Origin of the sequence: Paenibacillus sp. ACRRY, from assembly GCF_022346995.1 — a bacterium.
GTDB lineage: Bacteria > Bacillota > Bacilli > Paenibacillales > Paenibacillaceae > Paenibacillus.
This window is the reverse complement of the sequence record NZ_JAKRNM010000013.1, coordinates 62,392-86,904: the sequence shown is the minus strand read 5'-3', so window position 1 is coordinate 86,904 and position 24,513 is coordinate 62,392. Positions and strand designations below refer to the sequence as shown.

Sequence of the window (24,513 nt, the reverse complement as noted above, 5' to 3'; positions counted from 1 at the left end):
GGTTGAGGTTCATAGCAGCTCCTTCTCATGATTTAATATCTGGTCAATGTCCAAGGTTAGGGATGACCTATCGGCCAATCAGTTCATCAGACTGCGCATGAAGTTTTTCGGAGTACAGCCGTGAATTTCCTTGAACTTCTTAATAAAGTAAGCAGAGGTACGGTATCCGACTGTGGTCGCAACCTGCTCAATAGTAAATTCCTGTTGTGCAATGAGTTCGCGTGCGCGTTCCATTCTTTGATTCGTGACATATTCTGAATAGGCGATACCGGTTTCTTCCTTGAAAATCTTACTAAGATACTTGGGGCTGATAAACACTTGTTCCGCGACATGATCCAGCGTGAGATCGCCCGAAATATGCTCGCGAACGTAAGCTTTGACAGCCAAAATGGTATCCGGGCTCCTGACCTCGCTTCGTTTATCCATATGTGTGATAAATTCGGTTACCAGATGAGTCATCCATTCCGAATACCGGTTGATATTGTAGAACGAGGAATATTGCTTATACAAATTCATCGAGCTCGTCTCGGCGGGCTGCCAACGCACTTGACTGATGCAGTCAGCGTATATGGAAACCATTTTTAATAAAATAATGCGGCTGTATTCGGCTGAATACAGGCCTTCCTTGATGGTTGATACCACATCCTGAATGGCCTGTGCCGTACCGTCCATATCACGGGATTGCAACTTCTTCTCAAAGTTTACGAGGTACGCGTCCGGAATCTCCAAACTGCTGGTTTCCCTTTGCAGAAGAGCAAGGTCTTGAATGGCAGACAGAGCCGGAAAGAAATAGCTGTATTGGATCAAGGCTTTCGCCTCATGATAGCTTGTGTGAATCTCCGTGAAATGCTCTACCCAGCCGCCTAACGACAAGGCAAAATCCAGACCGAACCTGTTTCTCGCCTCGGAATGAATAAAGTTTACAATGTGATCCGAGAGAGATTCTTCGAGTTGGTTCGTACAGAGGATTACTGCTATTTTGTGATCCTGCAATTCCTCCGCAAGCAGCTTGGTTTCAGCCATTTCTGTTGTCTCCAGCTGCTGAATCATCGTGTACAACGTATGCTGCAACGGTCGTGGCTGCAATTCCTTCCACTTCTCGCTAACGGGGTCAATGACGATACAGCGATAGCGGGAATAGGCCATCGACACCCGAACAGATTGCAATTGTTCTGTAAGTTCCTCAGGTGTAAATCGGTTATTTAACATATTCAGCATGATACTGTGCCTAATCATTTTGTGATTGGCCTGCAACGTTTCTTCCAGACTATCGACTTTAATGGAAAGACTGCTGATAGCTGAATCGATGAATCGATATTCATTCTGCTTCAGGCTGCTGGGGCTATCCATCCTCCCCTTGATATTATTCAGAATCCGTTTAAGAGGACTGTAATTGACTACAGTGAAGACTAACGACATAGCCACACCAACCGCTACAGCGAGCAAACCCAGAAGAGCAGAGACCTCCTTTAAGCTATCCAGCTTATAATAGAAGCTTTTATTCGGGGTGGTTGTGTAAATCCTCCATCCGTTTTCTTTAAATTGATCCTGCGAAACAACATAAGAATCATGATTAAATATTTGCGTGAAGCTCTCATCGGAGGAAGGACTGGATAGCAACGACTGAAGCAGATCCTCGTTCGTGGAGCTGCCTAACATCGTTTTATCAGCGGCAGAAATGACGATTCCATGTGGATCCACGATATATGTATTTTCATAGTCGGCAGGGGTCATATTTCGAATCATCTGACTGATCGTCGATTCTTTGATATCAATGGCAACCATGACCTTACTGTCTTGTCCAGAGGACTGAAATGGGTAACTGTGAACATAGGAGATTAAAGGAATCGTGCTGCTCTGTTCGGGTAATTCGATATAAGCGTCCTCGGGAACCAAGCGAGTCTGCATCCATAAGGAGCTTTTATCACTCTTTTTCATCGCTTCAATCCACTCCAATGCAGTATTCACACTTGAAGGATTGTCCTCATAGAGCTGCAGTCCATGTACAGAAGAGATCATGAAATGATTCTCTGTATCGTACACATGAATGGCCTGAATCAGGTCGGAATAGTTTTGTACCTGACTTTTGAGCTGCTGCTCGATGTCCAAAATTTTGCTGTGGTTTCCTTGCAGGCTATCGAGCTGAATGCTGACGGGACTGCCCAAGGCAAGAGAAAGATAGACCTGATTCACCTTTTCGATAACGGAGGTCTCGATATAGTTAACGGTACTTTGCAGCAGCAATTGTTTGTTGATCCGAATCTCTTTGCTGTATTGATGGGAGAAGAAGAGATATAAGATAGAGCCGAAAAGAAGCGCAATGACAAGGACGACAGCAAGATAGGAAAAAACCATCCTGGATCTCACAGACTGGAAGAGCTTGCGCATTCGTTTTCCTCCTTCATAACTGGTTTCTAGACAACTTCATCATTATATAATAGCCCCGGGACTAGAAATCATGTTGATCGAAATTTAACAAACACCCCCAGAATAATTTACTTTCCGTTAATCTAAATTTACAAACAACTACACTCTAGATGACGTTTCTATTATTCAATCTTTTTTTTGGAGAAGACACGTGCCAAAACGTACGAATTTGATATAAAACGGAATTTGTTCTATAGATGCCAGGCTCCCCCGAGTGCTAAAGTTAACCCCAGATCAGACACGGAATGAATGGAGAACATCCTACACATTCGCTGATGAAGTCGAAAAATTACGATTATGGGAGCGTGTATTTGCAGGCCATGAGAAAACCACTTAAAAAATCACTGGCATTACTTCTAATGTTGTCTATGGTAAGCCCAACGTTTGCAGATCGGAGTTTTGCAGCCGATCAGAAGATTCAGTTCTCTGATATTAAGGGACACTGGGCGGAAGCGAACATTCAAGCATGGGGTGATGAAGGACTGATTCGAGGCTATCTGGATCGTTCATTCAAACCAAACAACGAGATTACTAGAGCAGAATTTATGAATCTGGTGAATGGTGCTTTTGGATATGCAGGACAAGCTGCAATTAACTTTAGCGATGTTTCTGAGGATGCATGGTATTACCAGACCGTTTCTACAGCGAATGCAGCTGGATATATGGACGGTTATACGGATCAAACGATGAAGCCTCAAAATCCGATCACACGTCAGGAAGCAGCAAAAATCATCGCTGGCATTCTGAATTTGGATCTGAATGAGGGAGCTGCGAATGCATTTAGCGATGCTTCGTCCATTGCGGATTGGAGCAAAGGAGCTGTAGGTGGAACTGCAGCAGCAAAAATTATATCCGGATATTCAGATGGAAGCTTCAAACCACTTCAATCCATCACTCGTGCAGAAGCTGTAAGTGCGCTTTTTAATGCCTTGGAAATAGACTCCAACACAGATGCGAAACCATCCAAGCCAAAAGGCACGGCTAATGTGCTTAATGTCGAAGCCCCTGCCGAAGAAGCGCGTCTGTCTGCGGTCGAACATGGAGGCAATGCGGACGACGGCACGTTGAAAAATATCGCGGCAACGAATCCATTTATTGATATTTTGGACGGTTTCGAACAAGTCTGGTCGATGAACCAATCCGATTGGAGAGATGGTACAGCAGCCACGAAACCGGGAGTAAAGGGAGAGGTTGCAAAGTATGGAGATGGACCGACCCCCTATTATGATGGCTTTAAAAATGATCAAAAAACAGCGGTCGAAGACCAGAAAACATTCGCGAACGAAGAAATCCGAAATCAAGCGACTTGGGTTGCTAATATCAAATATGTAGAAGATGTAACGCAAAATCGTACCGATGAAGAGGCTTTGGCCGCGTATTATGATGACCAAAGAGATAAGATCTACAGTATGATGGAAGCTTTTGGGCCACTGGCTAACACATATGTAGACATCGTTAAGCCAACGACAAGCGTCGAAAGAGATATCACCGACATGGATGTTGTCTTGACAGAAGAAACAGCGGAAGACCAAAGCCAGGGAATAGGAAGTGATTGGGCTAAGACGGAGCTTGCGGACATGGTAGCTCTGGTAGATCTGGTTCGATTCAAAATTCCTTCATCCTCCAACCCTTCGAAATACTTCTACTCTTCCCCAAGACCATGGCGAATGAATTCAGAGGGAGAAGTGAAAGAGGTTGTCGATGAGAATGGTTTAGCTGTGTGGGAAACCTTAGGTAAAGCTGAAGTGACCGAAGAGCCTTTGGCTTCAGGCGGGACAAAAACAACGGGGGAAAAGCACTTCCAACAATACGAAAGTAACGTGGAAATCATTCCTGCATTAAGCTATGTACGAAGAATAGCTGAGGATGGACGAGGTAAGGACGGAGCATTCCCGAGTGGTCATACCAGTGCTTCGTATCTGTCTGTTCTTCCTTTTGCCTATGCTACTCCAGAACGATTCTCTGAATTTTTAACAAGAGCTGCTCAAATGGGTGAAAATCGCATTGTGACCGGGATGCACTCGCCGCTTGATGTCATAGGTGCAAGAATACAAGCTACAGCCATGACTGCATATGCTTTTAATAAGGAAGAGAACCAGGAATTGATGGAGAAGGCGTATGATAATGCAGGAGAGGTATTTGGAGCAGCAGCACAGAAAGAAAATATGAGTTTATATGATTATGCACATACCGTAACAGAGGACTACACATTCAAAAGTGCTTATGATGAAAAGAAATGGGAAGATCATGACGCCAATAAAGCCTTCTACAGAGAAAAACTCACATATGGTCTGCCACAAACAGGAATCAAAGGTTTGGCTCCTGAAGTGCCGCAGGGAGCAGAGGCGCTGTTGAAGACACGTCAGCCTTATTTGACCGATGAGCAGCGTAGAGAAGTGTTGTATACCACATCCATTGACTCCGGTTATCCGGTACTGGACGAATCAAACGGTTGGGGCAGATTGGACTTGGTGACGGCAGCGGATGGCTTCGGTGCATTCATGAACAATGTAACCGTGGATATGGATGCTTCCAAAGGGCGTTTCAATGCAGAAGATTGGTGGAGAAACGATATTTCCGGCAGTGGAATGCTGACGAAAAAGGGAACAGGTACACTTACCATGACAGGCAACAACAGTTACTCAGGTGGAACGCTGCTGCAGGCGGGAACGCTGGTGGCTGAATCTGCATCTGCTTTTGGTCTCGGTGATCTGTATGTGGAGAATGGAAAAGTCATCGTTCGTGCGGATGGAGCATTAAAATTAAATAGAAACTTTACCATGGACAGTGGAACGTTGGAATTGGTTATGGATGGCGATAACACTCAAGTCAATGTTGGCAAAAAGCTGTATCTGGATGGAGGAAACCTCAATTTGGACTTGTCCAACTATAAGATTGAAGGTTCCAAAGATATTACTTTGATCACGGCTGACGCAATTAAAGGTGAATTCGATCAAGTCACTGCGGATGGTTATGACGTTGAGGTTACTTACGAAAAGGATCGAATCATTGCACATGTTGTAGCCAAATAAGCTAACTCATTTTAATGAAGCATTATTTTCTTATCATGGAAAAGGACTGAACTACGTTGTAGTTCAGTCCTTTTTGCATACGGAGCAACACACAGGATTCAGTCGTGAGAGCTCCCGCTTACCCAGTGGTTGTGATTATCATGGATTATAAGTAGAAAAAAGGGGATGAACCTGACTATTCGCCAGTATAAGCACTAGCTTTACGTGCTGCATTCACTTCGATTTCAGTAGGGGAATCATTCGTTGGCTCCAGCTCGGTATGACCTACATATGGGCGATCACTCCGTGAGCGGGTTGTAGTAAACCCGAAACCTGAAGCGAATAAGATCAGTTGTAATCCCAGGGCATAAGGAGCAGCAACAAGCCCAATCAGATGGAGCAGTGAGCATAGCGCAATCAACAAGGAGAGTATTTTGGTTACTGTACCTGATGTATCGCGGCGTAGGCTGGTCCAGAGCAGATAACCATATATGATGGTAATCATCAAGGAAACTGCACGCAACCACGGGAGGGCACTCTCCCATGAATCTACGGAAACGTCCAACAGTCGCTGACGGAACACAAGATCAACAACCAGAAACAGGGTAGCTGCCAGTGTAGCTGGTTCGGCTAGAGGCCGAAAGATCGTCCAGATAGCTTGGCCCCAATGATCTGTTCGGGAATCTTGGCCGAGTTCGTCCGATAAGACTGTGAACTCTCGTTCCAATGCTCTGTGCATCAGCGCGAGTCTGGCAGGATCATGCTCCTTGATGCAGTCGCGGATCTGATCCTGTAACGTAGAGGAGAGGCCAGATGCTGATTTGCAGGCCAGCATGGCCATGAACAGATCCTGTTGTTCATTTTCTGAGAATGAATACTTTTTATGTTCCAGGATGGTGAGTTTTCCCAAGAGGGTTGTGCTTATGTATAATGTATCTCGTATCCTTCGCATTCGCCTTTCGTGGCTGCGGCGAACTTCAGTGGCGGACCATATGTATATCCCCAGAAGCAAAGCAAGGATTCCAAGCAGCATAGCTTCCGCGCCGGGGCGCGATATTAGCTCTTCAATCCAAGGTTGAAACACACGTTTTCCTCCTTTGCACAAACTTGACGTATCTTGAAACACGCTTCACGTAAGCTTTCTCTCACTATTACACAGGAAGTAGATGAATTCAAGCAGAAAGGGGCACAATTCATGGACCAGATGAGCATAGAACATAATCCACCCACAGCAGTAGAGTATCTTGCTTTGCGACAAATTGCGGGTCTCAGTGTGATGAGCAAGGAGGGAGCAGAGATTGGACTGCCGAACAGTCTTTTTGCCGTATGTTTACGCAATGAAGATGCACTCGTAGGCATGGGCAGGGTTATTGGAGATGGCGGCTGTTTCTTTCAGGTGGTGGATATTGCGGTTCACCCGGATGTTCAAGGCAGGGGATATGGCAAGTTGATTATGAGCGAGATCATGAAATACTTGCGTGAACATGTGCCTGCTCGAGGCTTGGTGAGTCTTCTTGCGGATGTACCTGCAGATCGCCTGTACTCCCAATTTGGTTTCACCTATACAAGCCCGAAATCGGAAGGCATGTGGTGGAGGCAGGGAGAGGATGGACTTAAATAAGTAAACATCCTGGTTTTGAAGCCGCCATAGCGGCTTTTTTGCTGTGTAAAAAATGCAGTGGATGCAGAAGATAGGTGCAGCGCAGTTTATTGGAAGTGTGAATTCTTGTCGGTTTATTAACATTGGTTTACAAGTGGCTACATACGGTTTAAGATGGCGTGAGCCGTTTAAGGTATATAACAATAGGATTAAGTATTACAATATAACGGTATGTTGACGAGATGATATCTATTGAAAAGAGGGATTGAATATGAAAGTTGCGATTTTTGGAGCGACCGGAACGATTGGAAAGACGATACTGTGGGAGCTGATGGACCGTGGTCATGAAGTGACTGCGATTGTGCGTGATCCGTCCAAAGTGGAAATGGTTCATGAACGTCTGCGTGTGGAAAAGGGAGATTTGCTGAACCCGGATCAGGTAGCCGATTTTACAGCAGGCCAGGAAGCTGTCGTTAGTGCCTATGGTCCGAAATTCGGAGAAGAAGAGGAGCTGCTGGAAGTTACACGTTCACTGATTGAGGGTGTGCGCCGTGGCAAAGCCAGCCGTCTGGTTGTTGTTGGCGGAGCTGGAAGCTTGCTGACCGATTCCGGTGAGATGCTGATGGATACACCTGGATTTCCGGAGGAAGTTAGAACCCTGGCGAAGGCACATGTGGATGCTTATGGCTTAATCGAGGAATCGGATATCCACTGGACGTATATGAGCCCGGCAGCAACAATTACATCCGGGCCGCGGACAGGCCATTTCAGGATCGGGATGAATCGTTTGGTGACGGATGATCTGGGAGAGAGCACGATCTCGGTTGGTGATTTTGCTGCGGCATTGGTGGATGAGCTTGATGATCCGCAGTTTATTGGTTCCCGTTTTACGGTAGCTTATTAAGGGAGAGTTTGCCGGGAGCTAGTTGAATCGAATGTTGCCAAACGCAGAATGAGAAATTACTCACCGGGGAGGGATGTACCTTGTTTATCGTCACCGCTGAGCAGATGCGGGCTGTAGATGAGCACACCATCCACAAGCTCGGCATTCCTGCTGCGAGTCTGATGGAGAACGCGGGCCGAGCCATAGCGGAGGAAGTTATCGCCTTATGCCGGGAAGAGTCTGCGGGCGGTAAGGTGGTTGAACACAAAAGGCGCCGGGAGCAGGGAGAGGCACAGCGGGCACACACCGGGCCCGGTGATCGCCAAGGTTCCGGGGGCGACATCATCGCCGATCCGGCGCTGGTGATGGCGCACCCCGCTGATCAGCACTGTTACATGCTGATCGGCAAGGGCAATAATGGCGGGGACGGGCTGGTTGCGGCCCGCCATCTGCTTGAGGCAGGGCTCGGCGTGACCTTGATCTACGCCGATGCGCCCGAATCACTGCGGGGCGAAGCCGCAGTGCAGAGGGATGCCGCTGGGCAGCTCGGCATCCCTGCCCTTGTCCACGGCCGTGAAGCCGTGGACTTCAGCCGGTGCACAGGCATCGTGGATGCACTGCTGGGCACCGGCTCGCAGGGGGCACCGCGGGGAGCTTACGCGGCGCTGATTGAGGCGGCGAACGACAGCGGTAAGCCGGTCGTCTCCGCCGATGTGCCAAGCGGGCTGAATGCCGACACCGGAGAGGTATACGAGCCCTGCATTCAAGCACGGGTGACTGTATGCCTTGCGCTGCTGAAGCGCGGGCTTGTCCAGTATCCGGGCGCGACGGCCGCGGGGCGTATCGTGGTGCGCGCTATCGGCATTCCGGCAAGGCTTGCGCCAGAGCACGGTCCTACCGTTCGTCTGTTGACGGAGGAAGTGATGCGCGGTGCCCTGAACGTGGACACGGATCGTCTGCGGGCACCTGACGGGCACAAGGGTACCTACGGCCACGTACTGCTGGCCGCAGGCAGTCTGCCGATGAGCGGCGCAGGTCTGCTCTCGGCCAAGGCTGCGCTGCGCGCTGGCTGCGGACTCGCCACATGGGCGCTGCCCGCGGCACTGCTGCCGCATGTCATCGGCAGTGTACCTGAGCTGATGCTCGCAGCCGCCGCAGATGGCGACAGCGGCGAGTGGAACGCGGCTTCCGCCGAAGCTGTGCTTCGTCTTGCGGAGAGCCGCGACGTGATTGCAACCGGGCCGGGCCTCGGCCGCTTCGAGGGCGACACCGGCTGGCTGCGCCGCCTGTGGCAACAGACGGATCGCCCGCTCGTCATCGACGCGGACGCCCTCAACATGCTTGCAGACGCGGGCCCATCCGGGCCTCGCGACTGGGGCCGGCGAAGTGCGGCGACCGTTCTGACGCCGCACCCCGGAGAGATGGGCCGCCTGCTTGGCATGCCGACCCCCGAAGTGCAGCGTGACCGGATCGGACACGCTGCACGGTACGCCCGCGAGCAGGGCGTGACCCTGGTGCTCAAAGGAGCACGAACGGTCATCGCAACGCCTTCCGGCGAGGCGTACATCAACACCACCGGGCACGCCGGCATGGCAACGGGCGGCGCCGGGGACGTATTGACCGGCATCATCACCGGTCTGCTCGCTCAAGGACTCAGCGCGGAGCAGGCAGCCGCTTTTGGTGTGTACCTGCACGGCCAAGCCGCCGAGCAGGCTGTGCTGCGGCGCGGCAACCCGGCGTCTCTGCTGGCAGGAGACATCATTGATGCTCTGTGACGTGCTAGTTCAGCGAGTCTTATCGAACGGAACTGAATAATAATCTGTATAAACGCACGCTTATTAAAAACCTCCACTTCTCTCATATCCAGAGAAGTGGAGGTTTCTTGTTTACAAGATTCAGGATGAAGCATTCCATTACAAGCGGAAACGCTGCAGCTCCTGATGCATTTCCTCACTGATGTCACGCAGCGATTTGACCTTGATGCTGGCCTCTTCAAACGAGCGCTGCTGTTCAGCTGTCGAAGCCGTAATCTCTTCACTGCTTGCTGCCGATTGCTGCGTAATGGCGCTGATGTTTTCAATGGCCTGCTGCACCTGTGTACTTAGCTGACTGGATAGCTGCATATCTTCGGCCAGCTGGTTAATACCCGTACTGATCTGTTCTACGCTGTCACGAATAGCGGAGAAGGAATCCCGGGTTTGTCCGGTCGCCTTTTCCTGTTCAGCAAAGAGCTGTATACTCTGCATCACAGAACCTTTTACCTTGTCCATGGCGTTTGTGATCTCTCCCACAGCCGCATAGATATGCTGCACGGATTGTGCAGATTGCTCTGCGAGCTTGTTGACTTCCCCTGCAACCACGGCAAAACCGCGACCGGCTTCACCGGCACGAGCGGCTTCGATTGAAGCGTTCAGGGAGAGCAGCGTAGTCTGCTTGGCGATCTCGGACACATAGCCTGTCATTGTGGTAATACGAGCTGCGCTTTCTTCCAGCTCCTGCACGGTCTGTTCAACCTCCGCCATGGCGATCCGGTTCATTTCAGCGAGGCGAAGCTGCTCCTCAATGGCCGTGTGTCCTTCCTCAACCGTGCTCATCACCTCGTTGCCATGGATCGCCGATTGGGAAGTGGCATGAAGGTTGCTGCCGAACGTGTGCTGCATCTTGTCCACGACCATCACCGTTTCACTCAGATCCTCCGCAATCTTCTGGCTGCCGATCGACAGCTCTTCCGTCGTACGGGAGACCTGCTGCACGATGGCCTGCATGGTATCGTTACCCCGGTCAATGTCCTGAGCCATGCCATCCACCTGCTTCCCGGCGGAATCAATCGATTGGATAATGTTTCGAATATTCTCCGTCATGAGACGGAAGGAGCGATTCAGCTCATCCAGTTCATCCTTGCCCCGGGTTTCAGGCAGCTGCTGGGTAAGGTTGCCAGCTGCGATCTGTCCTGCAGCGTTCTTCAGCACTCCAATACGTTTGGCTAGCTTCCGGGAAGTATACATGTTGAACAGCATGGCAGCGACGAGCAGGAGAACAGCGCCGCCCAATGCAATTTGCCAAGTCTGCTGTATGTCCTGCTCCAGATTAATGGTGTATTGATCATACCGTTCCTTGGTTATTTCATCGAGCATGTAGATATCATTTTGAATGCCCTGCACACGTGTGCTGTACCGTTTGGCTTCCGAGCTGTCCAAGGCTTGCATGGCTTCAGCTGCCCCCTGATCCAGTGCAGTCAGTTTCGTCTGAATGGAACCCATCAGTCGAAGCTGTTCATCGGTTTCCAGTAATCCTTCGGTAAGTTCCTGAATCATCGTTTTACCTTCGTCCAACAAGCTGCGTACGGCATTCTGATTACCGGCTGTCATTGAGAAAGAGAACACATCCAGCGCCTGCTGGGTCTGAATCTGATTGGCTTTGAGCTCACTGACCTTGAGCATGGCGGGTACCAGATTTTGATTTTTGGCGTTGATGCCCAGTAACTGAAAGATGATATAGGCTACCAACACAAGACATAAAAGTAATGAAATTAACGCATTAATAATCAGTTTGCCTTGCAATTTCATAAGCGTATCTCCTCTAATCCGTCGATTTTAGGGTTCTAGCGTAATTTTGGTTTTGCCGGATATAATCTCAGCTTTCCGATCTTCGAAGGTTTGCTGCTGTTCTGCACTGAGTGTGATGTTATGTAATGCGGTCAGGCCTACGGCATCTTCTGCCAGCCCCTCAACCATGTTCTGCTCCGGGAAAGAGTGATTGTTTTTGGTAAACGTGTTAACGGCGTTGTAGATGGAGACATTGACATTTTTCAGCATAGAGGTGAGAACAGCCTTTTCCGCCAGAAAGAATTGATCCGTATCTACACCGATGGCGTATTTCCCCAACTTCTGAATCTCGGTTAGTGAGCCTACTCCGGTAAGGCCAGCTGCGACATAAATAACATCGACGTCTTGCTCCTGGATCATCTTCGCTGCCAGCTCCTCGCCAAGCTTCGAATTACCGAAGTCTCCTGCATAAACGACCTGAACTGTAGCATCTGGATTAACGGCCTGCACCCCTTGCTCGAAACCCTGTTGAAAATCGCGGAGAAGAGGAATCTCCATTCCACCCAAAAAGCCTACGTGATTCTCGGTTGTCGCAAAGCCAGCGATCATGCCAGCAAGATAACTGCCTTCTTCACTGCGGAATGACATGGAGGTCACGTTTGGCAATTCGGAGTGTCCGTCGACAATAAGAAACTGCTGCTCCGGATATTTTTGAGCGACCTTTTCGAGATCGGGCAGAAGAGTGTCGCTAAGTCCGATAATCAAGTCCACACCATCCTGAGCGAATTGCTCAAATGCGGTTTCTGTCGTTAGATCTTTTCCGGGCTCCTTATAATCAAACCGAATCGTGTTTTCATTTCTGGCCTGAACCAGTCCCTCAAAAGCAGCATCATTGAATGAACGATCGCCAAGGCTGACTTCAGTAAGGACAATACCTACTTTGGTTCGCTGGCCCATTGCAGTTTCTGTTCCATTTTCTGTGGAAGAACAAGCCCCCAGCATTAAAACCATGACAATCAAAATCATGCTCCATAAAGCCCGGGTGACCCTTTTTGTTTTCATGTTATACCCTCGTTTCTATAGAAGTGTGATGTGAGAGGTGAGTCTTTTGCCCTATATGTATATCGGCCAGGAGGAGGATGGGGATTATGGTTAATACTGAAAATTTACGAAAAACTTAATCGATTTCATGATTTATACATTCCTGTTACAAAATCTTGCAGGGTTGATAACATACCGTACCTCGATGCTGATCATATAACCCAAAAAGGCAAAGAAAAGATCAGCGAATGATCTCTTCTTTGCCTTTTTGATCTGAAAATTTGGTGACATGAGGATAATATCGATTTACGGATAATCATCCTATCGATGAAGACCCTCTATATATCAACGGCTTCTCCTGCCGCCGAAGCAAATGGCGAGCTTACGGTTGCTCCTGTTTGCATACTGCTCACTTTAAACTTTTTTAGCTGTGCTGTATTACCATGCAGCCACCGATCCGTCTGTCCGGCTTTCGGTGCCAGCGCATAGTACCCCGCTGACTGGGTCACGCCATATAATTTGGCCGCGTCCAAACATGGAAGGGTCGAGAGCAACCTGAATATCATGCCCTTTGCGGGCAAGTGCTTGTGCAATATGCTGCGGAAAACCGGTCTCCACCAGTATCGTTTTGCCTTTTGTCCACTGCCACCTTGGAGAATCCAATGCTGCCTGCGGATTCAAGTGGAAGTCTACCGTATTCATGACAACCTGCACGTGGCCCTGAGGCTGCATGAAACCGCCCATGACTCCGAACGGGCCAACTGCTTCATCTCCGCGCGTAAGGAATCCTGGGATGATCGTATGATACGTGCGTTTGCCTGGCTCCAGGGCATTGGCCTGATCCGGATCGAGTGAGAAGTTATGACCCCGATTTTGCAGGGCGATGCCTGTTCCGGGGACGACGAGCCCGGAGCCGAAGCCCATATAATTGCTCTGTATGAAGGAAACCATGTTGCCTTCACCGTCAGCCGCAGCGAGGTATACCGTACCGCTTCCCTTCGGATCGCCTGCTTCGGGAGAACGTGCCACATCCCCAATGAGTTTGCGCCGCTCTTCCGCATACGCTTCGGATAGAAGCTCTGTCACTCTCACGCCCATCTTCCGCTCCTCGGTAATATATTTCTCCCCATCGGCGAATGCGAGCTTGATTGCTTCAAGCTGTCTGTGGTACCCGAGCACGGATTCTTTTTCTTCAAAATCAAATCCTTTGAGCAGATTAAGCGCTGAGAGGGCAATCAGTCCCTGACCGTTTGGCGGGATCTCCCAGACATCGTAGCCGCGATAGGAAACCGAGATGGGATCGACCCATTCAGGCTCAAAGGCCGCCAGATCGTCTTTGGTCAGGTAGCCGCCATGCTCTGCCATAAACGAATGAATGCGCTCCGCCAGTTCTCCTTCGTAAAAGTCACGTGCGTTGCTCTCACCGATTCGGCGAAGTGTAGCCGCGTGATCCGGCGAACGCCACATCTCGCCCGCGGCCGGAACACGCCCGCCTGGAGTGAATGTCTCAAACCAGGCACGCCCGGCTGCCTCATTGCCCTGGCGTGCATAAATGTCCGCTGCCCGTGCCCAGTGGCGGGCCAGCCCAGGCGCAAGCGGGTAACCTTCCTCCGCGTAGCGGATAGCCGGTTCCAGCGCTTCCGCCAGCGTGAGCCGCCCGAAGCGGCGGCTCAGCTCAGCCCAGCCCGCCGGTGCGCCAGGCACCGTCACCGGGATGACCCCAAGCTTCGGCATCTCCGAATGGCCTTCCGCCTTGAGCGCCTCAATGGATATGCCCTGAGGCGCAGGGCCGCTGGCATTCAGGCCGTGCAGCTTGCCCTCGGTCCAGACGAGGGCAAAGGCATCGCCCCCGATGCCATTGGACGTTGGCTCCAGCACGGTGAGCGCAGCAGCCGTTGCAATCGCGGCATCAATGGCGTTGCCGCCTTTTTTTAACACATCCAGACCTGCTTGTGCTGCAAGAGGCTGCGAAGTGGCGACCATGCCTTTATTGGCATAGACGGGCACGCGGTAAGAGGGATACGGTTGATAGAGTGGATCGTAGTTCATCAGACGGTTCAGCTCCTTGTCCCAAGATGTCAGGTTCCGGTATACCGGATGCTTAACACCTAACCCACTTCGGAACAAGATCATGATTCTCCTGCCGAACTTGCCAAATTCAACCTGACATGGATGATAAATCGGTTAAGTAAGTACACCATATATTTGCTGAAATACCTATTGGTTTTCACCACGCCTGACCTTAGGTGGTCACCATATCGCCGCCATTGATATGAATGCACTCACCGGTTACGTACGAAGAATCACGCGATCCGAGATAGACATAGGCCGCTGCCAGTTCATATGGCTGGCCTGCACGGCCCATCGGCGTTTCGGTTCCGAACACCTGTACATCTTCAGCAGAGAAGCTGGAAGGAATGAGAGGGGTCCAGATTGGACCAGGAGCTACACAGTTGACCCGTATTCCCTGAGAAGCCAGCGATTTGGCGAGTACGCGTGTCAGCGAGACAACAGCCCCTTTGGTGGAGGAGTAGTCGATCAGCTGCACATTGCCCTTATAGGCTGTAATGGAAGCCGTGTTGATGATGGAAGCCCCTTTGCACATGTGCGGGAGAGCGGCCTGAATCAGAAAAAAATAGGAAAATACATTCGTCTGGAACGTATGATAGAGCTGTTCCTCCGTAATGTCGACAATACTCGGCTGCACATACTGCACCGCATGATTGTTGACCAGTATATCTATTTTCCCGAAAGTTTCCATCGTTGTACGGATGACAGCATCGCAATTTTTCTTCAGCCGAAGATCGATCTCAATGAGCAGACAGCGCTGACCCAGCTCTACAATGCGATCCCGAGTCCACTCGGCATCCGTACGTTCATAGAGGTAAGCAATGACTATATCGGCACCTTCCTTGGCATAAGCAATGGCTGCGGCTCTGCCGATTCCGCTGTCCCCACCCGTAATAATGGCAACTTTGCCATCCAGTTTGCAGCTGCCGATATAGGCCGGATCCTCGCTAATGGGTTCAGGTACCATGAGTGTTTCCAGACCTGGCTGCAGGTCCTGGTGCTGGGGTGGGAATGCCAGCTTTTGTTCTTTGCAGACCGTCTTCTCACCATAAAAAGGGTAGACAGGATTCATTCGTTTTGCATCCTCCTCGAACATTCATTGATATGCCTAAGCTATGCGTTCGCCCAGAAGAAGGTGCGGTGAGAGAAGAAGTCATTTGTTTTTTGAAGGAGAAATATACCATAATAAGGATGTGAGTGATCAAAATTTTGGAGGTGTCAGGAGCGAGTGAATATACAGGGAATTAATCATCTGTGCTTTTCCGTATCCAATTTGGAAAGATCCATTACCTTCTATGAGCAGGCTCTCGGTGCCCGGATTCAAGTGAAGGGCCGCAAGCTGGCTTATTTTGAACTGGCCGGTCTCTGGATCGCTTTGAATCGGGAGGATGTTATTCGCAATTATACGGAACGAACCTATACACATATTGCTTTCACTGTGAAAGAAGAAGAGTTTGATAAGTCTGTGCAAGAGCTAAAGGCGGCAGGGGCCGATATTCTTCCTGGCAGAGCGCGCGAGCCCAGAGATGCAAGGTCTGTTTATTTTACCGATCCCGATGGTCATCTGTTCGAACTGCACACAGGCACCATGAAACAAAGACTGGATTATTATCGTGAAGATAAACCACATATGACTTTTTATACGTAAAAATGAATCAGATCATTCATATAGAGGAATATGACATGAGTATTGTGTAAACAATGGAATTTCCTGTAATATGGACAAATATACCTTAATTCACCACCGTTAAATACTTTTGTTCATTCCCAAGGAGGTTTGTCATGCTTCAGTTTCCCAAACCGGATGTAGAGCAGTATTTTCAGACGTATCGCATTTCGCACTTTGCCGTATCTGCTGACGAGAAACGTTTATTTTTTGACAGCAATCTGAACGGTGAACCGAATATCTGGGCTATGGATCTGCCGGGTGGATACCCGTATCCCTTGACGTATTTGAACCAGAGCAGCCAGTTTATCAAACCTGATCCGCTTGGACGCCATATTCTCACGGGGTTTGATCGGGACGGCGATGAGAACTATCATCTATATGCGCTTAAACCGGAAGGTGGCGTGCCGCTTCCCATTGTGCCTGCTGAGCCGAATGACCGCTGTTATTTCTCGGAATTGTCTGAGGACGGACAGCGACTGTATTACGTGACGAGTGCGGGTAACCCGAATTATCTCAATTCACGTCGACGCGACTTGGAGACAGGTGAGGATGTGTTGTTGTACAGCGGAGAAGAGGCGACGAGCTACCTGGTTGCGGTAAGTCCCGACGAGAAGAGCTTCGTCATTGGGAAATTGTATTCCAATACGTATCAGACAGCGCACCTGCACTTGGAAGGGGAGATCGTATCCATTCTGCCCGATTCGGAGAGACAGAGCCAGGTATCCGAAATTCTATTTGCAGATGACCAACGCATTTTGCTCGTCACCAATGATAAGGAAGAATACTCTTATGTGGCTGAATATAGACTGGATACCCGCGAGTTCCGACCTTTATGCAAAATTGAAGGGGAGGACGTGGAGATGATTCGCTGGCATAAGGCGTCGGAGACATTGTACTTTTGGACGCTTACAGGTACCGAAAACCGAATGTACATCCTGGGCAAAGATGCTGCGGAGCCGCATCGACTCGACATGCCTTTGGATACGATAGAACACACACGCGTAACCAAAGCGGGCAATGTGTACATTCTTGGCCGGGGTGCGATTCAGCCGCATAATATCTACCGTCTGCCTGCGGGGAGTGACTCTTGGGAATCCCTCACGGCCAACCGGGTGACAGGGCTTGATCCGGATGATCTGGTCTATCCTGACCTGGTTCGATACAACTCATATGATGGATTGGAAATTGAGGCGCTTTTCTTTAAAGCCAAGCCGGAGCAGGCCAACGGTTACACGGTGTTTTGGCCGCATGGTGGGCCACAGGCCTCGGAAGCCAAGTTTTTCCGGCCGATGTTCCAGCTGATGCTGGCTCAGGGTTATCATATTTTTGCGCCAAACTTCCGTGGAAGCACCGGGTATGGTGCCGAGTTTGTGAAGATGGTAGAGAGGGACTGGGGCGAGGGGCCAAGGCTTGACTGTGTTGCCGGCATAAATTGGCTGTTTGACCAAGGTATCTCCTCACCAGATCGCCTGTTTGTGGTCGGAGGCAGTTACGGTGGGTACATGACACTGCTGCTTGCAGGTCGCCATCCCGAGTTGTTCCGGGCAGCGGTTGATATCTTTGGACCGAGCAACCTGTTTACGTTCCTGGAATCCGTCCCTGAGGATTGGAAACCGATGATGGACAATTGGCTGGGTGACCCGGTTCGTGACCGTGAGCGGTTAACGAAGGATTCGCCGATCACCTACCTCGACCAGATGGTAAACCCAATGCTCGTCATTCAAGGTGCGAATGATCCAAGGGTTGTGAAGGCCGAGTCAGATCAGATCGTGGCAGCGCTCCAGGACAAAGGTGTAGACGTGGAGTATATCGTACTGGACGATGAGGGTCATGGCTTCTCCAGAAAGACAAATGAGATCCTTGTGTATCGGCGGATGCTGGAGTTTCTGCAGAAGCATCAAGAAGCGCCTGTCACGCAAGCTCAAGTGTAATCTGCTTTTAGGCAGTGTAGTGGATAGAAGAACAGAAGTATAAAATGACCCGATCGAAGCGGAGGAATTCTTCCTGCTTTGGTCGGGTCATTTGGTTTTCTTTTTCGTCGCATTCAAATGAGATTTCTCTAATCAATCAATCCTAGCACAGAGTCGATATATTGCTGTGCCCAGACTGCAAAAGGCAGATCAGCCTCCCATGTGACCCGATTAGTCGCTTTGGCTTCGCCCCATACCAGAATACGTTGATACAGCAGGTGAATTCCTAAGCGAACAGCAAAATGTTTGCATCGCTCCTCATCGTCAGCGCAGACAAGTTCCCGGTAAGTGTACAGAAAGCGCTTGGCAAGCTCAGGCTGGTTTTTATGTATATACATGTCTGTCATTTTGGTCAGATCTGCCGTACCGTCCCCGAAATACGAGGTGGTAAAATCAAACAGGCCGCTAATCCGCCAGTCGGAAGCGTGGTCGCCAATCTTCTGGATGACAAAGTTCTCGACCTTGAAATCTCCCATGACAAACCCCGGAACAGGCATGGCCTCAAATGCAGCCTCTGCATGTCTAAGCTGTTCATCCACCCAAGCTATATCTGCATCCGTAATGACAGAGTACTTCTGGGCATCCAGCAGCCAGTGACGAATGGTTCCATACAGCCAGTCGAGATAAGTACCCGCAAAGGGAACGATTCGTTCTGCTATGGGGTCATACTCGCCAGCATCCGGTACTTTCCATCGGTGCAGTTCGATCAGGCTATGTGCGAGCATGGAGGCAATCTCTTCTTGCTCATCCTGTCCGAGTGCGGCCTGGAGTGAAGAATCATACAGGTGTTTTCCCGGTAAACGAGGCATGATCGCGTAACTCCAGCCCAGCAAGTCTGTGTTTTTTTGCAGCAAATAGGGAACGGGTACAGGAATGGCGGTGTGCTCGGCTAACTGCTGGGCGAAAAACTGTTCTTCCTGCAGCTGTCCAACATACAACGGGTTGCCTTTCAGAATGTACTCCCCTTGAGAGGTATGGACGAGCAGTGTCTGGCCCATAACTCCCTTTTCGGTTTGTTTGTAATCTTCAAGGATTCCCAGGTCGAATTCATGGAGTGCTTCTTGAAGTGAAGAGAATGCAACATCGCCAATTTTGTGGGTAGCAAAATAAATTCGGGTTGTCATAAGGGCCTCCTGCCGGTTTAGTCCTCGTCCTCTTCGTCCAGATCAAACGTATCCTCATCCACCAGTCCTCGAACAAATGCTTCAAAGCTCGGTGCCAGGTAAGTGATCTCATAATCATCTTCCTGATCCACATGCACAACGCACGGCTCACCTTGCGGACCGCAGAAACGATAATCAAGCATCACGACATCGTGACCGGCAGATGGACAGTCACAGATCACAATGCCCAGATCAGGGTACCCCCAGTCCTCAATCATGAAGCGACTTCCCAAGTCTCCGGTAAGGGAATAGGATTTGGTATGCCCGATGCCCATGATGCCGGAAATGGCGATATGATCTTCTGCCCAGGATGTAGCTTCTTCTGTAGGAAAAACGGTATGTGCAGGGATTCCGCCGTTTTGAGTGTTCATTAATTGAATATAGGAAGCAGGCAGTTTGTAGCCCAGTTCCTGCTCGGTAGAGATGATTTGGCTTTCATCAAAAGGTGAAGAAACATGGCTGCTCTGTGCATAGTCACTCTGCTCCCAAAACGTGGAGGGATCATAGGAGCCTGAAGCCGCTCTAAGATGATTTTGCATCCCGCTTTGATCCCATTCAGCCAGCTTCTCTAGATGACGCTGCCGATCCCGCTGCATTTTTACAACTTTGGAACGGGTTGAATTCAAAAATTCGAGTGTCGATTCGTCATAGGGCTGAAGCCGGTCAGCCTGTTCAAATGCTTGTAATGATTGATCGTACAAGGCCATATGGTAATAGGCAAAACCCAGACGGAATTGCCAGAGTGGATCCCATTTTCCTTGCTCTTCAACGGACTTAAGCTGCTGAATGGCTTCACGGTATCGTGCACTATTGTTATATGCTCTCGCAAGATGACCTGTCAGGTCATAATTCCGATCGGGTACAGGAATCTGTTCAATGCGTTTGATAATGAGACCAAATTGGTCCTGATCATGCCAGGTGTTCAATTGATCAAGCAGTTCTCGTTCCATCCCTTAGCCTCATTTCCGTAGAAGATTCAAACCTTCTCCATTATATCCCAGAAGTTTCATCCATGGGGAGAAGGGTACAAAACGTAACAAAAACACTCCCATAGAGGGAGTGTTTTATGGATATATTGTGTCTTCTGTTCGCTATAACTGAATTACAAATCGTCGAATCCGTTGTCGTCGCCGACTTTACCATAGTTACGAGATTTGGCCTCGAAGAAGTCCGTTTTCGTTGCATTGAGCGCTTCATCAGAGAAAGGCTTGATCCAAGGCATGCAGTTTACATCCACGCCTTCGTAAGCTTTTTCCATACCCATGAGACGCAGGCGTTTGTTGGCGATGTATTTGATGTAATCTTCCAACTCGTTCAGGTCGATCCCGCGAACATTGCTGAGTGTGTAATGTGCCCAGTTCGTTTCCAGTTCAACGGCACGGTCAATCGTTTTGTAGACATAGTCCATGTTCTCTGGTGTATTCAGCTCAGGGAAATCAACAAGCAGCTGTTTGAACACTTCAGCGAAGAAGTAGCAGTGCTGATTCTCATCACGCTGAATGTAAGAGATCATCTGGCTGGTTGCCATCATCTTCTGGTCACGAGCCAGGTTGTAGAAGAAGGCAAATGTACTGTAGAAGAAAATCCCTTCAAGTACTAAATCGGCTACCATGGCTTGGAAGAACGTCTGTGGAGACGGCTCGTCCCGGAAGCTTTGATAGATATCGGCGATGAAACGGTTGCGGTCGAGCAGCACGGGATCATGTTTCCAGTATTCAAAAATCTCTTTTTGCTCCCGATCAGACACGATGGAAGATAGAACGTAGGAATACGATTGGTTATGAACAACTTCCTGTTGTCCGATAATGGCCGAGATCGCTTCAAGCGAAGAATCAGTGAAGTAGCGTTTAACGTCACCTACAAACATGGTCTGCATGGAATCGAGTACAGCCAGCAGGGAAATGTTGATTTTGAATGTACGCTGTTCTTCCGGATCCAGTTGGGCGAATTGGGATGCATCCTTGGACATTGGAATTTCGTCAGCGATCCAGTGGTTGAGCAGCAGTACTTTGTACAGCTTGTACATATGAGGCATGCGAATGTCGTTCCAGTTCAGGATCCCGGAGCATTCACCTTCAATAATTCGAGTCGATTGGTTAGGGGCTTCCGTATTGAAAATTTTCTGTACTTGCATAATCCGTTCACTCCTTAATTCAAACTTTTAGTTCAGGCATCTATATCAACATCGCTGGGATGCTGTGATCATATTTGGGCAAAAAAGTACCAGGGCAACGCCATTTTGCAATCAAAACAGGATGCCCTGGTGGTCATCGTGAAACGAATAATCTATCGATCAGCTTGCGCAGGAGTCACATTCTTCAATCGTTAACGCACGGCTGCGAACATAATAGGTCGATTTCAAACCCGCTCTCCAGGCATGCAGATGCAGTTCAAGGAACTCCGTTGCTTTGATGTCAGGACGAACGTACAGGTTGAAGCTTTGTCCCTGATCGACGTGACGTTGACGGGCAGAAGCCATGTTGATGGAAGCATGCTGATCCACCAGGAAGGCCGTCTTGTAGTACCAGATGGTTTTATCCGACAGGTCTGGTGCCGGGTTAGCAATCTTGTACGTTGTTTTCTCTTCATAGGACAACAACTCATAGAGCGGGTCGATACTTGCAGTAGATCCGGCAATGATGGATGTTGAACCATTTGGTGCGATTGCGAACAACCATGCGTTACGTACACCGTTTTGCTGAACTTCAGCCTGCAGCTCTTTCCACTGTTCGGTTGTTACGAATTCGCCTACGCGCTCACCCGTCGTGTAATCCCGTTGTTCGAAGTACTTTCCGCTCTCCCAGTCGGAACCTTTGAATTTCGGATAGTGTCCTTTTTCCTTGGACAGCTCCATGCTGGCTTTGACGAGCAGGTAGTTGATTTTTTCGTACAGGTTATCGTTATAGGTTACAGCCTCATCGGATTCCCAACGGATGCCTTCAAGGGCAAGCAGGTGGTGAAGTCCGAATGTACCCAAACCTACGGCACGGTATTGGCTGTTGGTATATTGGGCTTGCAGTACTTCAATGTTGTTGATGTCAATGACGTTATCCAGCATGCGAACCTGAATCGGTACCAGACGCTCCAGTACGTTATGAGGCACCGCACGTGCCAAGTGAATGGAGTTCAGGTTGCAGACCACGAAGTCGCCAGGCACTTTGGAAATCACGATGCGTGTCTGACCATCCTTGGTTACGAGTTCTTCTTTTTCTACTACCGTTGCAGACTGGTTCTGCATGATTTCGGTACAGAGGTTGGAAGAGTACACCATGCCATGGGCACTGTTCGGGTTGGAACGGTTAACCGTATCACGATAGAACATATAAGGTGTACCTGTTTCGAGCTGTGATTTCATCACGCGTTTCATAATATCGATGGCTTGTACCGTAATACGGGACAACAGCGGGTGATTTACTGCTTCTTCATACTTTTCGCGGAATGTGCCTTCGCCGAAGGATTCGTCATAGAAATCTTCCAAGCCGAGTGCACGACCGTTTTCGTCTTTCCAGCCCATGACTTTTTTCGTTTCATGCGGGCAGAACAGGCTCCACTCACCGCGGCTGGCTACACGTTCCATGAACAGGTCAGGCAGACATACACCGTGGAATACGTCATGCGCACGCATCCGCTCGTCACCATTGTTCAGCTTCAGATCCAGGAAAGCCAGAATGTCTTTATGGAAGACGTCCAGATAAACGGCAATTGCACCTTTGCGTGTTCCCAGCTGATCTACGCTGACTGCTGTATTATTCAATTGGCGAATCCAAGGGATTACGCCGGAGCTTGTGTTTTTGTGACCACGGATGTCCGAACCACGAGCTCTGACTTTACCGAGGTAAACACCGATACCGCCGCCCATTTTGCTAAGTCTAGCTACATCTGTATTGGAATCGAAGATACCTTCGAGCGAGTCGTCTACCGTATCAATGAAGCAGCTGGAGAGTTGTCCGGCTACTTTTTTACCTGCATTGGACATGGTCGGCGTGGCAGCCGTCATATACATGTTGCTCATAGCCCAATAAGCTTCCTTAACCAGATGCATGCGGTTTTCTGCAGGCTCCTGGTGCATCAGGTACATGGCGATAACCATGTAGCGCTCTTGAGGCAGTTCCATTACTTTTCCGTCAAAGTCGTGTGCGAGATAGCGTTCTGCCAGTGTGAGCAAGCCGATGTAGTCAAAGAGCAAATCGTTGCGGTAATCAATGCATTCCGCCAGTTCATCAATTTGTTCTTTGGTGTAGCATTCCAATAGTTCTTCACGGTAGATGCCTTTTTTCACAAGGTCTACAAGGAGAGGGTGGAATGCACCGTAAGGCTCGTCCGGATAAGATTTGTATCTACGGTTGGTAGCCGCCTTTTTGTAAAGGGAAGTAAGCAGTGAGCGTGCCGCCGCAAATTTCCAGTTCGGCTCCTCTTTGGTTACCAGTTCCAGTGCGCTCATCATAAAAGCGTTACTGATCTCGTCTCCGGTTACTTCGTCACGACGAAGTTTGCTGTTAACCCCGCGTACCAAACGTTCCTTGTCCAGCATGTCCAGTCCTTCCAGGATACGGTCGGCATATACCGAGATACGCATATCGTCAAAGGCAAGCTGGCGGTTGTTCGGCTTGATCACAACTTGTGGCATGAATATTCCTCGCTTTCGCATGATTAAGAGATAAATTGGAGAAATTCTTATATAAAGAATTGAGTGTCTTCTTACGGTGAGAAAAAAATAGGTAGATCCAACGGACTGCGGTGGTGACAGTTTGCGCATGCAAAGACCCCGTAACATAGGAGCAGCATCAGAACATGATCATATAAAAAGCACTCCCCGCCTGACGGCCTGAAAATGCCCATGAATGCACTGGCTTCCTGACAGTCGCAAATGGTATGTCGACCGTAAGGTGCTATTATGTAAGGTTGTGTCAATATCTAGTTGCAACTGTCATAGAGGCAACCGGGTGGCAGTCCAAACAGCCCCGTTAACCTCGGCGTCAGTTCTGTTTCGAGAAAGCGATTTACACCTACAGGGACGTGCCTTTGAAGGTGATTCCATCCTGTTTTTCGCGAGATTGCAGAAGATGACTTTCAGAAGTGGGGAAACGCTTTGTCACTACATTTTGTTGCTGTTACCATACTCTAACCCAACATC

General features: G+C 49.4%; 16 protein-coding genes. 6 read left to right on the top strand and 10 right to left on the bottom strand.

The genetic code is table 11. From position 1 onward, the window contains the following. Positions 1-78: 78 nt before the first annotated feature. Positions 79-2,388 (bottom strand): helix-turn-helix domain-containing protein, encoded by a 2,310-nt coding sequence (locus MH144_RS27235; RefSeq protein WP_239305382.1) that lies wholly within the window; start codon positions 2,386-2,388, stop codon positions 79-81. Between the two features lie 314 nt (positions 2,389-2,702). Between MH144_RS27235 and MH144_RS30895 the strand changes: the two genes are divergently transcribed. Beyond that, the gene (locus MH144_RS30895) at positions 2,703-5,459 is read left to right on the top strand and encodes an S-layer homology domain-containing protein (protein ID WP_275440325.1); all 2,757 of its coding nucleotides are present in this window, start codon (positions 2,703-2,705) and stop codon (positions 5,457-5,459) included. A gap of 175 nt (positions 5,460-5,634) precedes the next feature. Here the strand turns inward: MH144_RS30895 and MH144_RS27220 are convergent, their stop codons facing one another. Next, the gene (locus MH144_RS27220; RefSeq protein WP_239305381.1) at positions 5,635-6,522 is read right to left on the bottom strand and encodes a hypothetical protein; all 888 of its coding nucleotides are present in this window, start codon (positions 6,520-6,522) and stop codon (positions 5,635-5,637) included. 111 nt (positions 6,523-6,633) lie between these two features. Between MH144_RS27220 and MH144_RS27215 the strand changes: the two genes are divergently transcribed. From MH144_RS27215 to MH144_RS27205, 3 genes are all read left to right on the top strand, one after another. Then, a complete protein-coding gene (locus tag MH144_RS27215) occupies positions 6,634-7,059 on the top strand; it encodes a GNAT family N-acetyltransferase (protein WP_239305380.1) in 426 nt (141 codons plus the stop codon). A 250-nt stretch (positions 7,060-7,309) separates the two neighbouring features. Next, positions 7,310-7,942: an NAD(P)-dependent oxidoreductase gene (locus MH144_RS27210; RefSeq protein ID WP_095361535.1), complete on the top strand. Its 633-nt coding sequence runs from the start codon at positions 7,310-7,312 to the stop codon at positions 7,940-7,942. Between the two features lie 80 nt (positions 7,943-8,022). Next, positions 8,023-9,696: an NAD(P)H-hydrate dehydratase gene (locus MH144_RS27205; RefSeq protein ID WP_239305379.1), complete on the top strand. Its 1,674-nt coding sequence runs from the start codon at positions 8,023-8,025 to the stop codon at positions 9,694-9,696. A 138-nt stretch (positions 9,697-9,834) separates the two neighbouring features. On the opposite strand, the gene MH144_RS27200 is transcribed toward MH144_RS27205, so the two are convergent. The 4 genes from MH144_RS27200 to MH144_RS27185 all read right to left on the bottom strand — a co-directional run bounded on the left by MH144_RS27200 (position 9,835) and on the right by MH144_RS27185 (position 15,649). Continuing rightward, on the bottom strand, positions 9,835-11,487 hold the full coding sequence (locus MH144_RS27200) for a methyl-accepting chemotaxis protein (protein WP_239305378.1): 1,653 nt from the start codon (positions 11,485-11,487) through the stop codon (positions 9,835-9,837). A 27-nt stretch (positions 11,488-11,514) separates the two neighbouring features. After that, positions 11,515-12,528 carry a BMP family lipoprotein gene (locus MH144_RS27195; protein ID WP_239305377.1) on the bottom strand — a complete coding sequence of 338 codons (1,014 nt, stop codon included), beginning with the start codon at positions 12,526-12,528 and terminating at the stop codon, positions 11,515-11,517. A 417-nt stretch (positions 12,529-12,945) separates the two neighbouring features. Continuing rightward, positions 12,946-14,556, bottom strand: a complete 1,611-nt coding sequence (locus MH144_RS27190; protein WP_239305398.1) for a gamma-glutamyltransferase family protein — start codon at positions 14,554-14,556, stop codon at positions 12,946-12,948. Between the two features lie 193 nt (positions 14,557-14,749). Further along, positions 14,750-15,649: an SDR family oxidoreductase gene (locus tag MH144_RS27185; protein WP_239305376.1), complete on the bottom strand. Its 900-nt coding sequence runs from the start codon at positions 15,647-15,649 to the stop codon at positions 14,750-14,752. Positions 15,650-15,805: 156 nt separating this feature from the next. On the opposite strand from MH144_RS27185, the gene fosB reads away from it, so the two are divergent. Together fosB and MH144_RS27175 are read left to right on the top strand one after the other, a co-directional pair. Further along, positions 15,806-16,225, top strand: a complete 420-nt coding sequence (gene fosB, locus MH144_RS27180) for a metallothiol transferase FosB (RefSeq protein WP_239305375.1) — start codon at positions 15,806-15,808, stop codon at positions 16,223-16,225. Between the two features lie 134 nt (positions 16,226-16,359). Further along, a complete protein-coding gene (locus MH144_RS27175; protein WP_239305374.1) occupies positions 16,360-18,177 on the top strand; it encodes a S9 family peptidase in 1,818 nt (605 codons plus the stop codon). A gap of 128 nt (positions 18,178-18,305) precedes the next feature. Here MH144_RS27175 and MH144_RS27170 read toward each other — a convergent pair whose 3' ends face one another. The 4 genes from MH144_RS27170 to MH144_RS27155 all read right to left on the bottom strand — a co-directional run bounded on the left by MH144_RS27170 (position 18,306) and on the right by MH144_RS27155 (position 24,006). Further along, entirely contained in the window at positions 18,306-19,340 is a 1,035-nt protein-coding gene (locus tag MH144_RS27170; RefSeq protein WP_239305373.1) for an aminoglycoside phosphotransferase family protein, read from the bottom strand. A 17-nt stretch (positions 19,341-19,357) separates the two neighbouring features. Continuing rightward, positions 19,358-20,329 carry an SMI1/KNR4 family protein gene (locus MH144_RS27165; protein WP_239305372.1) on the bottom strand — a complete coding sequence of 324 codons (972 nt, stop codon included), beginning with the start codon at positions 20,327-20,329 and terminating at the stop codon, positions 19,358-19,360. 152 nt (positions 20,330-20,481) lie between these two features. Beyond that, complete coding sequence (locus tag MH144_RS27160; RefSeq protein ID WP_239305371.1) at positions 20,482-21,513, bottom strand: ribonucleotide-diphosphate reductase subunit beta; 1,032 nt, start codon at positions 21,511-21,513, stop codon at positions 20,482-20,484. A 159-nt stretch (positions 21,514-21,672) separates the two neighbouring features. Then, positions 21,673-24,006 (bottom strand): ribonucleoside-diphosphate reductase subunit alpha, encoded by a 2,334-nt coding sequence (locus MH144_RS27155; RefSeq protein ID WP_183525542.1) that lies wholly within the window; start codon positions 24,004-24,006, stop codon positions 21,673-21,675. Positions 24,007-24,513: the final 507 nt, after the last annotated feature.

Bases quoted from the DNA above. Each gene is read 5' to 3' on its own strand.
- MH144_RS27235 (WP_239305382.1), bottom strand. From the start codon at position 2,388: ATGCGCAAGCTCTTCCAGTCTGTGAGATCCAGGATGGTTTTTTCCTAT.
- MH144_RS27170 (WP_239305373.1), bottom strand. From the start codon at position 19,340: ATGACAACCCGAATTTATTTTGCTACCCACAAAATTGGCGATGTTGCA.
- MH144_RS27200 (WP_239305378.1), bottom strand. From the start codon at position 11,487: ATGAAATTGCAAGGCAAACTGATTATTAATGCGTTAATTTCATTACTT.
- MH144_RS27165 (WP_239305372.1), bottom strand. From the start codon at position 20,329: ATGGAACGAGAACTGCTTGATCAATTGAACACCTGGCATGATCAGGAC.
- MH144_RS27185 (WP_239305376.1), bottom strand. From the start codon at position 15,649: ATGAATCCTGTCTACCCTTTTTATGGTGAGAAGACGGTCTGCAAAGAA.
- MH144_RS27190 (WP_239305398.1), bottom strand. From the start codon at position 14,556: ATGAACTACGATCCACTCTATCAACCGTATCCCTCTTACCGCGTGCCC.
- MH144_RS27155 (WP_183525542.1), bottom strand. From the start codon at position 24,006: ATGCCACAAGTTGTGATCAAGCCGAACAACCGCCAGCTTGCCTTTGAC.
- MH144_RS27195 (WP_239305377.1), bottom strand. From the start codon at position 12,528: ATGAAAACAAAAAGGGTCACCCGGGCTTTATGGAGCATGATTTTGATT.
- MH144_RS30895 (WP_275440325.1), top strand. From the start codon at position 2,703: ATGAAGTCGAAAAATTACGATTATGGGAGCGTGTATTTGCAGGCCATG.
- MH144_RS27160 (WP_239305371.1), bottom strand. From the start codon at position 21,513: ATGCAAGTACAGAAAATTTTCAATACGGAAGCCCCTAACCAATCGACT.
- MH144_RS27215 (WP_239305380.1), top strand. From the start codon at position 6,634: ATGGACCAGATGAGCATAGAACATAATCCACCCACAGCAGTAGAGTAT.
- MH144_RS27210 (WP_095361535.1), top strand. From the start codon at position 7,310: ATGAAAGTTGCGATTTTTGGAGCGACCGGAACGATTGGAAAGACGATA.
- MH144_RS27175 (WP_239305374.1), top strand. From the start codon at position 16,360: ATGCTTCAGTTTCCCAAACCGGATGTAGAGCAGTATTTTCAGACGTAT.